The following is a 12035-nucleotide window of genomic DNA, read 5'->3' as shown; positions in this document are numbered from 1 at the left end:
TTCTCGGCGTGATACTTCACATCTGCGGGGCGGCCGACTGGGCCGAAGTGCGTGAAGGCGGCGAGTTCCGCGCGCCTTCGCTGGCGGAAATCGGGTTCATCCACTGTTCCGACTTCGGCGCGGTGCACCTGCCGGCCAACATCCGGTACCGGGGCCGCACCGATCTGGTGCTGCTGGAAATCGACCCGGCGAAGGTCGAAGCGCCGGTCCGCTGGGAGGAAGGCGTGCCGCCGCACCCGGACGGGCTCTGGTTCCCGCACGTCTACGGCCCGATCCCGCACGCCGCGGTCGTCGGCGTGCACGAATTCCGTGAGTCCGAGGGCGGCGGTTTCCGGCTGCCCGACGCGCTCGCCCGCCGCTGACGTGGGCAGACCATCACCCGGCCGAGCGATCGCGAATTCGGCCGGGGACGCGGGCAACCTGAGGGGGCTGTGATGCGTGTTGGGGAGGAAAGCGAGCCGGCTTCCGGCTACCCGACCCCGATGGGAGGCGATACGGTGACCGCTGCGGCACCCGTCTTCACCGGGGGAGAAACGTGGGTGACCAGCGCAGGCCGAGGGAGGGCCGCGACTTTGCCTGGCGACTTCGTCGACTTCGGCGATTTCGTGCAGGTCACCCTGCCGGGCCTGCTGCGGTACGGCCACGCGCTCACCGGCAATCCGCACGACGCGGCGGACCTGGTGCAGACCGTGCTGGAGAAGATCGGTTCGCGCTGGTCGTACGTCCACGAGAAGACGGGCGATCCGCTGGCCTACGTCCGCCGGTCGATGGCGAACGCGCACGTGAGCCGCTGGCGCCGGACGCGCCGCGAGAACCTCGTCGCGGACCTGCCGGACACCAGGCCGCACGTGCCGGCCGACCCGTTCGAGCACGAGCCGCTGTGGCGTGCGTTACGAACGCTGCCGCCGAGACAACGGGCCGTGATGGTCCTGCGTTACTACGAAGGTCTCTCGGAAGCGGAGATCGCCGGCGTCCTCGGTATCACCCAGGGCACGGTGAAGAGCCAGGCCAGCAAGGCCATCACGTCGCTGCGGAGCAAGCTGAAGTCGGCCGACGGCGAAGGCGAAGGGAGTGGTGCGGGTTGAACATCTCCGAGGACGAACTGGAGCAGCGCCTGCGCGCGCTGTTCGCCGACGAGCGGCTGGACCTGCCTCCGCCGCCGGACGCCGGCACGGTCATCGTCGCCGGTGCGCGACGGCGTCGCCGTCGTCGCCACACCGTGCAGGCCGTGGCCGGGGTCGCGGCCGCCGTGGTCGCCGTCGCCGGTGGGCTCACCGTGATCCGGGTCCACGGCGAGGACGGCACCGCGGTGATGTCCGCCGACGGGACCGGGATCAGCGTCAAACCGCCCGAAAACCTCACGCCCGGCCGGCCGCCGGAGCCATCGACCCCGGGGCCGACCGGCACGCAGAGCATCCAGGCTTCCGCGCCGCCGGGAGTGTCAACGCCGCCACCGCCGCGGCGGCCGTCGCCCACGCCGTCGCCGTCGAGGCTCGCCGCGGTGACCAGCGGGCCGCTGCTCGCGGCCGACGGTTTCGGCCGCCTCAAGCTCGGGATGACCGAGGCCGACGTGGCCGCGCAGACCGTGACGCTCAGCGACGCCCAGGCCGCCGCGAGCTGCACCGTCTACAAGGCACAGGGCAGCGGGGTCCCCGCGCCCGCGAGCGTCGTCATCTCCAAGGCCGCCGGGGTCGTCGCCGTCACCCCGGACGTGGCCGCGCACACCGCCGAAGGCATCGGCGCCGGGTCCACAAAGGACCAGATCTTCGCCGTCTACACCGCGGCCAAGGAAGAGGACGGCAGCGTCTTCGCCCCGGCCGGGGCCGCCACCCGCTACCGGTTCCTGCTCGGTGACGCCGGAGTCGTGCAGACGAGCCTGCTGAGCGTCACCCAGGACTGCGCCGGCTGAGCGCCGGCCGCATGCGGAAACCCGGGCCGTCCACAGGGGGAGGGCCCGGGTTTCTCGAACCACGGAGGAGCGTCAGAGCTTGCCGCCGGCCACGGGCGGCATCTGCGAGTCGGTGCCGCCGTCGCCGACGGACTCGCGGTACAGGTGGTTCTCGACCTCGAACAGGTTGCCGTTCGCGCGCTTGACGACGTTCAGCAGCGTGTTCATCTGCGAGATCTCTTCGACCTGCTCCTTGAGGAACCACTGCGTGAACTGCTCGCTGATGTAGTCCTCTTCGGCGCGCGCCGCCTTCACCATCGCGGAGATGTCGGCAGCGACCTCCTTCTCCTGCTCGAGCGCGAGCTCGATGAGCTCGGTGACGCCGGAGAAGTCGTTGCGCACCTCCCCGGTGCCGGGGATTTCGACGTGGTGGTCGCGGTCGAGCATGTACTGCACGAGCGCCATCGCGTGGTTGCGCTCCTCGACGGACTGCTTGTAGAAGTGCTTCGCGAGCTGCGGCAGGTCCTCGGCGTCGAACCACACCGCGAGCGCGATGTACTGCTGGGACGCGTTGAACTCGTTATGGATCTGCGCCTGCAGCAGTTCGAAGAACTTCGAGCGCGGCTCTTTCTTCTTGGTGAGGGCCATGCAGATCAGAATAGATCAAGTTTCCGGGAAAGGCCACCGGGGCCTGGTGATCCGGGCCCTATTAGGGTTACCATTCCTAAAGAAGACGAACCTTATTTAAGTAAGCCTTCCCTAAATCGTCGAACCAATTTAGGGAAGGCTTGCTTTCATTTCTGCAGCGGGTCCCGGCGGACCGGGCAGGACATGCACCGCGGCCCACCCCGGCCGGAGCCCAGTTCGGAGCCCGCGATCGGCAGCACCTCGATGCCGGCCGCCTCCAGCCGCTCGTTCGTCTCGACGTTCCGCTCGTAGCCGACGACCACGCCGGGTGCCAGGGCGAGGGTGTTGTTGCCGTCGTCCCACTGCTCGCGTTCGGCCGTCACGGGGTCGAGGCCGGTGTCGATGACGCGCAGGCGGTCGATCTCCATCGCTTCGGCCGCGGCCGTCAGGAACGGCGCCGGGCCGGCGACCTTCACCCCGCCGTCGCCGGTCGGGCGTAGCGTGAACGCCGTCAGCAGGTCGCGGGCCAGCGGGTACATCACCACCGCGTCGGCGTCGACCATGGTGCACACGGTGTCCAGGTGCATGGTCGCCCGGGACTGCTCGATCGGCACCGCCAGCACGGTGTGCGCGATGCCGTCGGCGAACACCGAGCGGGCCAGCGACTCCGCGCCCGCCGCCGTCGTCCGCTCGCCGACGCCGATGGCGAGCACGCCCGGCGCCAGCAGCATCACGTCGCCGCCTTCGATCGGCGCCGAGTGGGCGCCGTACGCGCGAGCGGCGTGGCGGAACTGCGGGTGGTAGGCGTAGATCAGGTCGAGCACCGCGGTCTCGCGGCGGCGCGCGGGCATGGTCAGCGACGAAACCGCCACCCGGTCGGCGATCCACACCGACGAATCGCGGGTGAACAGCAGGTTCGGCAGCGGATCGACGGCGAAGTCGTGCGGGTGGTTCATCATCCGCACCAGCGACGCGCCTTCGGCCGACGGCAGCTCCTCGAACGTCATGCCGGCCATCAGCACCTCGGCGAGGCCGGCCGCGTCGACGCCCGACAGGTGCGACCGCAGCGAGTCGGCCAGGTCACCGCCGAGCCGCCGGTCGTCGACCGCCGCGTGCACGCCGGCCGCGTGGGCGCGGTCGTCCTCCAGGGCCGTGCGGAGCGCGTCGGCCAGCAGCAGGACGTCGACGCCTCGGCCGCGCAGCACTTCGGCGAACGCGTCGTGCTCGTCCTGGGCCCGGTCGACCCACGGGATCGAGTCGAACAGGAGCTGGTCGTTGTTGCGGGGCGTCAGCCTTTTGAGCTCGTTGCCGGGCCGGTGCAGCAGCACCGCGCGCAGGGGTCCGACTTCGCTGTCCACCCGGGGAGGTGCCGTTTCGTCGATCACCCCCCGATCCTATCCATCCATGCCCCCGCCGCCGCCCTCAAAGGAAGGCGCTTCGCGCCGCTGTGTTTTCTACGGCAGCCAGGAAACGTGCCCCTTCAGCAGGGCATACCCGACGAACGACACGAAGTCGAACAGCGTGTGCGCGGCGACCAGCGGCCACAGCCGGTTGGTCTTCTGCCACAGCCGCCCGAACACCAGCCCCATGATCAGGTTCCCGACGAACCCGCCGAACCCCTGGTAGAGGTGGTACGACCCGCGCAGCACGGCGGCGCCGAACACGGCGTTGTTCTCCCGGACGCCGAGCTGCCGCAGCCGCGTCAGCAGGTAGCCGATGACCAGGACTTCCTCGGCGAAAGCGTTGCCGAACGCCGAGAGCGTCAGCGAGATCGGCCGCCACCACGTGTCGCCCAAAGTGGACGGTTGCACCGCCAGGCTGAACCCGAGGTGGTAGGAGACGAAGTAGAGCGCCAGGCCCGGGAGCCCGATCAGCGCGGCGAGCGCGACGGTCAGCAGCGCGTCCCGGCCCGGCGCCCGGCGGTCCAGGCCGAGCTGTGCGACCTTGATGCCCGCGCGCCACAGCAGGTACAGCCCGAGCGCGCCCCAGCCGACCAGCTGCGCGGCCGACAGCAGCTGCTTGAGCAGGTCGATCAGGCTGGCGGCGGCCTGCGGCACGTTCAGCTGGGTCTGCTGCTGGGCCAGCGGCACCGGCTGCAGCAGCGAGTCCACAAGGGACAGCAGGCTGCGCACCCCGGACAGGCCCAGCGTGATCCCGAAGACGATCAGCAGCTCCAGCTTGATCGCGCGGCGCTCGGCCGGGTCTTCGACCGTCCCGGGGAAGTCCGGCCGGGCCGGGGCCAGCCAGGATCGCGCGGTGAACGTCATGGACGCACGCTACCTTCGGGGTATGCCGAGGAGCATCGCCACCAACGAAACCGTCGACCGCGCCGCGCTGGTCGAGTTCCTGTCGACCCGTCACCGCGCCATCCTGCTGACCACGAAGGCCGACGGCGGGCCGCAGCTCTCGCCGGTCACCTGCGGCGTCGACGCCGAGGGCAGGCTGGTCATCTCGACCTACCCGAAGCGCGCGAAGGTCGTGAACGTCAAGCGCAACCCGAAGGTCTCCGCCTGCATCCTGTCCGACGAGTGGAACGACCAGTGGGTGCAGCTGAACGGCACCGCCGAGGTGCTGGACATCCCGGAGTCGATCGAGCCGCTCGTCGAGTACTTCCGCGCCATTTCGGGCGAACACCCGGACTGGGCCGAATACCGCGAGGCCATGGTGAAGCAGGGCAAGAGCATCATCCGCGTCACGATCGAGAGCTGGGGCCCGATCGCGAAGGGCGGCTTCCCCGCCGAACTAGCCTGACCGCCCGCGCAGGAACGGGCAGCCGACGAGCCGGCGCAGCTCCGACGCGAGCTGCGCCGGGTTGTCGACGGACTTCGAGAACGCCAGCCGCACGTCGTGGTCGCCGGTGCCGGACTCGACGCGCAGCCGCAGCCCGAACCGGTCGAGGCCGAGCGGCCGGATCCGGCCGCCGCGCAGCTCCGCCGGCAGGTGCTTCGCGAGCTGCTCGACGACGTCGGAGTGGTCGCTCTCCAGGTGCCGCAGCCAGCGGGCCTCGTAGTCGTGGAACGGGTCGGGCGGCGCCGCGCTGAACGTGTGCGGGCGCAGCGAGTGCGTGCCTTCGGCATCGGCGAGCACGAGCGACGCCGGGGTGAGCCGCAGCAGCGTGACGCCGTGGCCGACGTCGAGGAGCCGTTCGTCCGGCCGTGTCTCGGCGATCGCCACCGCCCGCGCGCGGGCCGAAACCGGTGAGAGCGGCCGCAGCCAGCCGGTGATCCACAGCAGGCCGCGGATCGGTTCGCGCAGGTCCACCGGGGCTCGGTCGGCGAGCTCGACCATCACGGCCAGCTCGCCGCGCTGGGTCTGCTGCGCCGCGCGGACCATCGGGTGGTCGTCCGGCAGCAGCACGCTGACGCTGCCGCTGTGGTGCACGTGGTGCAGCACCGGCACGACACGCTCGCCGTCGAGGTCGGCCCGATCGCAGGTGGGCAGCAACGACGCGGGGCCGTTGCGGGTCGCGATCGTCTTGGCGCGCTCGGCGGGGTTCGGCGCCGGCGGGCGGCGGACGGATGTGGGGGCCTCGGTCACGGCTCACCTCCTACTTAGGTGAGCCTAACCTGAACTCGACGGTCTGGGTAGTCGTGGCGGTCACGTTCGTTCCGCTGAACGGCGCATCCGGTAACGCCGGTGCCCACTTTGGCGAAAAGCGGATGACAACCCGACCCCCTGGGGGTTCCGCGTGCCGATCGTCCCGGTCCCCGAGCGCGTCCGCGCTTTCGAACTCGACCCCGCCATGCCGTCCGGGGCCCTGCCGATCTTCGGCGAATACCTCGACCGCCTCGGGCGCAACGCCGCCAACCAGCGGCTGCTGTCCTGGTTACTGCTGGCGTTGGGGGTCGCCCAGTTCTTCACCGGTGCCGGGGTGGTGCTGCCGGTCGGCATCCTCGCGCTGGTGGGCTCGGTCGAGGCGTGGTGGCGGTACCGCGCTTACGTCCGCGTGCCGGAGGCACGGCTGAAACGGGAAGCTTTCCGGCAGGTGGACATCGCCCCCGACGGTCTGGTCGCCGCCGGGCGGTCGGTCGGGGTCCGGCTGCCCGACGGCCGGTGGCTGCGCGTCCGGCTCGACGAGCCCTACCGGCTGCTGCTGGCCACGCACCGGCGGGTGTGGCTGCTCGGCCGGGGCCCGAAGGTGTTCGTCGGGTTCCCCGGGGTGATGCGGGTCCGCCGCGCCAGGATCTTCCCGGTGCCACCGGCGGCCGCGGTGGCCGTGCCACCGGCGGCCGGAGCGTATTCGCCGCGGCTCGACCCGGTGCTGACGGCGCACCGGCGCCGCATCGCCCGCGACCACCGCGCGCTGGCCGCGTTCCTGCTGCTCCTGGCCGCGTTCGCGGGCTGGGTCCGGCTCGACTTCCCGGCCACGGGCTGGATCACCTGGACGTTCGCGGGCGCGGCCTCGCTGACCGCGCTGGTGGCGGCGGCCCGTTCGGTCGCCTACGGCCGCCCTCTCCCGGCGGACCACTGGACGGAGCTGCGCGCGGTGCTGGACGGCCCGGTCCGCATGGGACCCCGCGGCGCCCGGTTGAGCGGCTTGACGATGCTCGCGGACGGAACGGTGATCGGCTTCCGCATGCCCACGGCGGACCCCTCGATGGCGGCGAACGTCGCCGCCACCGGACGGCTGTGGATCGCGGGCGTCCCCCGTCCCGGCGGAGCGACAGCGGGCGTGCCGGGCTACCCGGTGCTGGGCACGGTCTGGCTCGGCTGAGTGGGCGTCCGATCACGACGGGGCAGCAGTAGCGGCGTCACCAGCACGAGAACCCCGGCGACGCCGATCGCCCACCGCGGGCCGATGACGCCGGCCAGCACGCCCCAGACGGCGGTCAGGGTGGCGATCGCCGCCTTGGTGCTGACCGACCACGCCGAGAGCGTCCGCGCGATCCGGTCCGCCGGGAGCTGCTCCAGCCGGTAGGTCGCGAGGACGGGGTTGAAGACGCTGCAGCTGACGATCAGGCCGAGCTCGACGACCATGACGTAGAGCAGCCCGGCGGTGCCGGCCGGGATGAACGCCAGCGCGAACAGCCAGCACGCCCGGACCGCACCCGCAGTGACCAGGACGCGGTGGCGGCCGAACCGCTGGACGAGCCGCGGGGTCAGCCGCGAGCCGGCGAGGCCGCCGAGGCACGGGACGGCGAACGCGAGGCCGTACTGCCACGGCGTGAGCCCGAGCTGGTTGAGCATCAGCACGGCGAGCAGCGGCTCGGTGCCCATGACCAGGCCGTTGAACACCATGGCGTTGAACAGCAGCGGCCGCAGTCCCGGGTGCGCCAGCAGGAAGCGCCACCCGTCGGCGAGATCGCGCAGGCGCAGCCGGGTGGCGTTGCGCGGGCGTGCCTCGTCCCCGCGGATCGCCCGGATCCCCAGCGCGGAGAGCAGGAAGCTGACGGCGTTGGCGACCACCGAGGTCACCGGCCCGAGCAGCGCGAACGCCGCCCCACCGAGCGGCGGCCCGAGCGCGGTGGCGGTCCAGTTGGTGGCCTCGAAGCGGCCGTTGGCGAGGAGCAGGTCTTCCGGCGGGACGAGTCCCTTGAGGAAGGCGCCGCTGGCTGAAGTGAAGGTGATGTCCGCCGCGGCGACGACCACCGAGACGGCCAGGAGCTGCACGAAGCTCAGGACGCCGAGCCCGTAGGCGGTCGGCACGCTGACCAGCGCACCGAACCGCACCAGGTCCATGGCCACCATCACCGGCTGCTTCCGGCGGCGGTCGACCCACGGGCCCAGCGGAACGGCCACGAGCGCCCCGACGGCCGGCCCGACGGCGGCGAGCGCCGAGACGGCCGCGGGCCCGGCGTGCAGGACGAGGATGGCGAGCATGGGAAAGGCCCCGAAGCCGAGCCAGGTCCCGAACGCACTCACGGCGTAGGCCGACCAGAGCCACCTGAACCGCGGCCCCAGCGACCGCCCGCGCACCACGCAGGAGATCAAAGCCGGGAAGGGCGCCCCGCGGCAAACAACCGACGCGGCGGCGAGCCACAACGCCGCGTTGTGAATCTAGAGTCGGTCGCTGTGGATCTCGACGCCGTGCGCACCTTCCTCGCCGTTGTGGAGGCGGGCCGGTTCCAGGACGCCGCCACCGACCTGTCGATCACGCAGCAGGCGGTCTCGAAGCGTATTGCCGCGCTCGAGAAGACCGTGGGTGTCCGGCTGTTCAGGCGCACCGCCCGCGGAGCCGTGCTCACCGGGGAGGGCGAGGCCTTCCTGCCCCACGCCCGCGAACTGCTGACGGCCGAGCGGCGCGCGCTCGCGTCGGTGCGCGGCGGGCCGCTCCGGGTCGACGTCATCGGACGGCGGCTCTGCCCGGCCACGTTGCTGCGCGGGTTCCACGAGGCACACCCCGAGATCGCGCTGGAAGTCGCGACGCTCTTCGACACCGCGGCCGACGCCCTCCGGGAGGGCTCGATCGACGCGTCGTTCCGCGCGGTCGTCTCGCTGCCCGATGGCCTCGACGCGCAGTGGGTGCTCGACGAGCCGATCCAGCTGTTGTGCGGTCCCGCGCACCCGCTGGCCGAGGCACCTTCGGTGACTCCGGCCGAGCTGGCCGGGCACCGGATCCGGCTGCCGGGGGTGGTCCCCGGCACCGAGTGGGGCGCGTACTACGCCGAGTTCGCGGCCGCGTTCGATCTGTGGATCGACGCCGGCGGACCGAATTTCGGCATCGAGGTGGTGCTGGACACGATCGCGGAGTCGGGGACGGTGGCGACTCTGGTCGGCGCCGGCAGCCGGGTGTTGTGGCCGCCCGAGCACGGCTTGCGGCGCGTGCCGATCGAAGCGCCCGAGCCGGTGTACCCGCATTCACTGGTGTGGCGCCGGGGCAACGCCCACCCCGGGCTCACGGCCCTTCGGCGGCACCTGACGAAGACCGAGCGCCCCACCGGCGCCTGGCGGCCGGGCTGGGCCGGCTAGCCCAGCGACTTCCGCGTCGCCTGCTCGGTCTCCAGGACCCCCTGCCGAATCCCCTCCAGCTGGTCGCTCAGCTCGCGCACCGCACCCGTGTCCACGGTGACGTCCGTGGTCGCCGCCGTCAGCTCGGCCACCCGGGCCACCAGGCTGTCCAGGCCCAGTGCGCCGGACTGCAGCTGGGCCAGCAGCTTGTCGCGGGCTCCGGACAACCGCGCGTGCACGTCCGCCTGGGCCTGGACCGCGGTCAGCGCCTGCTCGAGGTCGCCGCGGACCTCCGGCCGAGCCGTGCGGAGCTCGGCTTCCAGCCGGCTCCGTTCGCGCGCGACGGCGGCGAGGTCGACCCGGGCCAGGGCCTGGCCCGTCGCCGACGCCCGGCCGGCCAGGCGGTGCAGCGTCGACAGCGTCTCCCGGACCACCGGCTCCATGTCCGCGACGCGCTCGGCGAGCGGGCCGGAAGCCAGCGAGCCGCTCAGTGAGGCGAATCCGTCCGCCGCCGCCGACGCGCGTCGCAGCCAGTTGTCCTCCGCCGATCCCGGCGTCACGTCGAGCACGCGGGCTTGGCGCGGCGCCGGCTCCTTTTCGCGGGTGGCCACGGCCACGCCCGCCCGCGCGGCGAGCACCGCCACCCCGACCCCGACGGCGGCGACGACCGGCAGCTGCACGGCCCACGCCACCCCGGCCGACGTGGCGGCGAGCAGCACGCCCCACGGTTCGGCGAGCTCACGGGCGAACTTCATCAGAAGTTGGAAATCACGGAGGTGAACACCTGGTTGATCGAGTCCGGTTTGGACGAATCGTACTCCGAACCCGCGGTCGCTTCGGCGATCTGCTTCAGCACGTCCTGGTCGGCGTCCGTGCCGTAGGCGATGGTGAACAGGCGGACCGACTCCGCGTTGCCCTCGGGGCGCAGCTGCGGCAGCAGGTGCTCGATGTCGACGCCGCCGGAGTCCTCGTTGCGGCCGTCGGTGAGCACCACGACCGCGTTGATCGCCGTCGGGTCGAGGTGGGCGTTCAGGTACTGGTACGCCGCCAGCGACGAGTCGTACAGCCCCGTGCCGGACTGGGGCGTCAGCCCGCTCAGCCGCATGGCCAGCGTCTCCTTGCCGCTGTTGCCGAGCGTCTGGACCGGGAGCAGCTCCTGGTAGTCCTTGTCGCCGTCGAGGTGGGTCGAGAACTGCCAGAGCCCGACCTGGTCGCGGGGCACGAACTGGCCGAGCGAGTCGATCGCGGCCTGCTTGGCCAGGTCGATCTTGCTCTTGCCGGTGCCCTTCACCTCGTCGCCCATCGAACCCGAGACGTCCACGACGAGCAGCACGTTCGCCTTCTTGCGCAGGTCGGTCCAGGAGGTCAGCAGTTTCGACAGCACCGTGGGCGACGGCGGCCGCAGGAACGTGATCTTCGCGTCCGGCTGGACGCCGTTGGCCGTCGTGGCCTGCGGGCCCGGCTTGCCCTCGAAGGACCGGAAGCCGAGCGCGGCGAACTTCGCCTGCGTCTCGCCCTGGCGCAGGTAGCCCAGGAAGTCCGCGGCGATCTGCTTGCGCGTGGCGTCCGCCCAGTTCAGCGTGACGAACGGGTGGTCGGAGTTCAGCGTCCCGTCACCCGGGTAGATCGCCACCAGCGGCACCTTCGGCGGCCCGTGCTGCCCGACCTTGGCGGGGTCGTTCGTCGGGTTGCCCTGGTTGTAGCCGATCAGCGAGTTCTCCTCGACGGTGACCGCCGAGATGTACGACAGCGCCGCGCCCTTGTCGTCGGCCTTCTGCAGGTTGGTCAGGAAGGTGAGCGTGGTGTCGCCGTAGTGCACGATCGCCTGCTCGATGTGCGTGACGAACTGCTTCGCGTCCGGCTTCTCGAGCGCGGCCGCGGTCAGGTCCGACGACGTGCCGGTGGCCGCGTAGTAGGCGCCGATGGTGGCGTTCAGGCCGGACGTCGAGATGTTCGGGTTCGTCTTGCCGAGCCGGAACTTCCCCCACTCGGGATGGCCGTACTTCGCCCAGCCCGCCGGGTCGGTGGCCAGCGCCGCGAGGTCTTTCCAGCCGATCGCCTTGCCGGGCCAGCCGAGCGCCTCGGCCATCGGCTTCGGCATCGCGACGACCAGCGGCGAGTTCGCGATCGACGGCGGGTCACCGTCCGGCGCGATCGAGGCCGTGTCGCCCTTGGCGTTGACGCGCAGCAGGTTGACCCAGCCGCTCGCGGCCGGCGTCCAGACGTCCGGGCGCGGCCCGTCGGTGGCTTCGTTCCAGCCGTTCGCCAGCGCCTGCATCGCGACGCCGGAGGACTTCGACCGCACGACGACGTCGACGCAGTGCCCGGCGACCGTCCGTCCGGAGTAGGCCTTCGCGGCTTCTTGGACGATCCCGGCCTTTTCCGGTGAAGAAGCCACGTTCAGCGCGACCGCGTCGGAGCCCGAGCACTTCGGGGCGTCGGCGTCGTCGCCCGAGCTGCTGGTCCAGTACCGGATGCCGATGATCAGGCCGGCGGCGACCACGATCGCGGCCACGAACGGGAGGATTTTTCTCCTGCGCCGCGCTGGTTGGGAATTGATCATCGTGCCTCCCCGTTCCGCCACCCGGATTTTCATTATCCGGGCGCCGGAACGAGGAGGGGACGGTATTTC

Annotated in this window: 13 protein-coding genes; 6 read left to right on the top strand and 7 right to left on the bottom strand. The window is 71.6% G+C overall.

All coding sequences use genetic code 11. The features are described from left to right. Positions 1–8 precede the first annotated feature (8 nt). From ACLJOU_RS02320 to ACLJOU_RS02310, 3 genes are all read left to right on the top strand, one after another. Positions 9–362, top strand: coding sequence for a DUF952 domain-containing protein (locus ACLJOU_RS02320; protein WP_410562565.1), 354 nt, complete (start codon positions 9–11; stop codon positions 360–362). A gap of 210 nt (positions 363–572) precedes the next feature. Continuing rightward, complete coding sequence (locus ACLJOU_RS02315; RefSeq protein WP_410562562.1) at positions 573–1085, top strand: SigE family RNA polymerase sigma factor; 513 nt, start codon at positions 573–575, stop codon at positions 1083–1085. Next, the gene (locus ACLJOU_RS02310) at positions 1082–1909 is read left to right on the top strand and encodes a hypothetical protein (RefSeq protein WP_410562560.1); all 828 of its coding nucleotides are present in this window, start codon (positions 1082–1084) and stop codon (positions 1907–1909) included. Before ACLJOU_RS02315 ends, ACLJOU_RS02310 begins: the two co-directional genes overlap by 4 nt. Positions 1910–1981: 72 nt before the next feature. Here ACLJOU_RS02310 and ACLJOU_RS02305 read toward each other — a convergent pair whose 3' ends face one another. From ACLJOU_RS02305 to ACLJOU_RS02295, 3 genes are all read right to left on the bottom strand, one after another. Continuing rightward, positions 1982–2536 (bottom strand): ferritin, encoded by a 555-nt coding sequence (locus ACLJOU_RS02305; protein ID WP_410562557.1) that lies wholly within the window; start codon positions 2534–2536, stop codon positions 1982–1984. A gap of 146 nt (positions 2537–2682) precedes the next feature. Continuing rightward, positions 2683–3873: an arginine deiminase gene (locus tag ACLJOU_RS02300; RefSeq protein ID WP_410564673.1), complete on the bottom strand. Its 1191-nt coding sequence runs from the start codon at positions 3871–3873 to the stop codon at positions 2683–2685. Positions 3874–3969: 96 nt separating this feature from the next. Continuing rightward, on the bottom strand, positions 3970–4782 hold the full coding sequence (locus ACLJOU_RS02295) for a CPBP family intramembrane glutamic endopeptidase (protein WP_410562555.1): 813 nt from the start codon (positions 4780–4782) through the stop codon (positions 3970–3972). A gap of 22 nt (positions 4783–4804) precedes the next feature. On the opposite strand from ACLJOU_RS02295, the gene ACLJOU_RS02290 reads away from it, so the two are divergent. Continuing rightward, positions 4805–5266, top strand: a complete 462-nt coding sequence (locus ACLJOU_RS02290; protein ID WP_410562554.1) for a PPOX class F420-dependent oxidoreductase — start codon at positions 4805–4807, stop codon at positions 5264–5266. Here ACLJOU_RS02290 and ACLJOU_RS02285 read toward each other — a convergent pair. Beyond that, positions 5258–6052: a DUF2470 domain-containing protein gene (locus tag ACLJOU_RS02285; protein WP_410562552.1), complete on the bottom strand. Its 795-nt coding sequence runs from the start codon at positions 6050–6052 to the stop codon at positions 5258–5260. The genes ACLJOU_RS02290 and ACLJOU_RS02285 overlap by 9 nt on opposite strands. A gap of 151 nt (positions 6053–6203) precedes the next feature. Between ACLJOU_RS02285 and ACLJOU_RS02280 the strand changes: the two genes are divergently transcribed. Further along, positions 6204–7229, top strand: coding sequence for a hypothetical protein (locus tag ACLJOU_RS02280; RefSeq protein WP_410562550.1), 1026 nt, complete (start codon positions 6204–6206; stop codon positions 7227–7229). On the opposite strand, the gene ACLJOU_RS02275 is transcribed toward ACLJOU_RS02280, so the two are convergent. After that, positions 7196–8434, bottom strand: a complete 1239-nt coding sequence (locus ACLJOU_RS02275) for an MFS transporter (RefSeq protein WP_410562547.1) — start codon at positions 8432–8434, stop codon at positions 7196–7198. The genes ACLJOU_RS02280 and ACLJOU_RS02275 overlap by 34 nt on opposite strands. Positions 8435–8527: 93 nt before the next feature. Here ACLJOU_RS02275 and ACLJOU_RS02270 point away from each other — a divergent pair, with 93 nt between their 5' ends. Further along, positions 8528–9424 carry a LysR family transcriptional regulator gene (locus tag ACLJOU_RS02270; RefSeq protein WP_410562546.1) on the top strand — a complete coding sequence of 299 codons (897 nt, stop codon included), beginning with the start codon at positions 8528–8530 and terminating at the stop codon, positions 9422–9424. Here the strand turns inward: ACLJOU_RS02270 and ACLJOU_RS02265 are convergent. After that, entirely contained in the window at positions 9421–10158 is a 738-nt protein-coding gene (locus tag ACLJOU_RS02265) for a hypothetical protein (protein ID WP_410562544.1), read from the bottom strand. The genes ACLJOU_RS02270 and ACLJOU_RS02265 overlap by 4 nt on opposite strands. Continuing rightward, complete coding sequence (locus ACLJOU_RS02260) at positions 10158–11966, bottom strand: substrate-binding and VWA domain-containing protein (RefSeq protein ID WP_410562542.1); 1809 nt, start codon at positions 11964–11966, stop codon at positions 10158–10160. Before ACLJOU_RS02260 ends, ACLJOU_RS02265 begins: the two co-directional genes overlap by 1 nt. Between the last annotated feature and the right edge of the window lie 69 nt (positions 11967–12035).

Origin of the sequence: Amycolatopsis sp. cmx-4-61 (assembly GCF_046548775.1) — a bacterium.
Taxonomy (GTDB): Bacteria; Actinomycetota; Actinomycetes; order Mycobacteriales; family Pseudonocardiaceae; genus Amycolatopsis.
This window is presented reverse-complemented; position numbering and strand designations above follow the sequence as displayed.

Coding starts and splice junctions, on each gene's coding strand:
- ACLJOU_RS02305 (WP_410562557.1), bottom strand. CDS start 2,536: ATGGCCCTCACCAAGAAGAAAGAGCCGCGCTCGAAGTTCTTCGAACTG.
- ACLJOU_RS02295 (WP_410562555.1), bottom strand. CDS start 4,782: ATGACGTTCACCGCGCGATCCTGGCTGGCCCCGGCCCGGCCGGACTTC.
- ACLJOU_RS02290 (WP_410562554.1), top strand. CDS start 4,805: ATGCCGAGGAGCATCGCCACCAACGAAACCGTCGACCGCGCCGCGCTG.
- ACLJOU_RS02265 (WP_410562544.1), bottom strand. CDS start 10,158: ATGAAGTTCGCCCGTGAGCTCGCCGAACCGTGGGGCGTGCTGCTCGCC.
- ACLJOU_RS02260 (WP_410562542.1), bottom strand. CDS start 11,966: ATGATCAATTCCCAACCAGCGCGGCGCAGGAGAAAAATCCTCCCGTTC.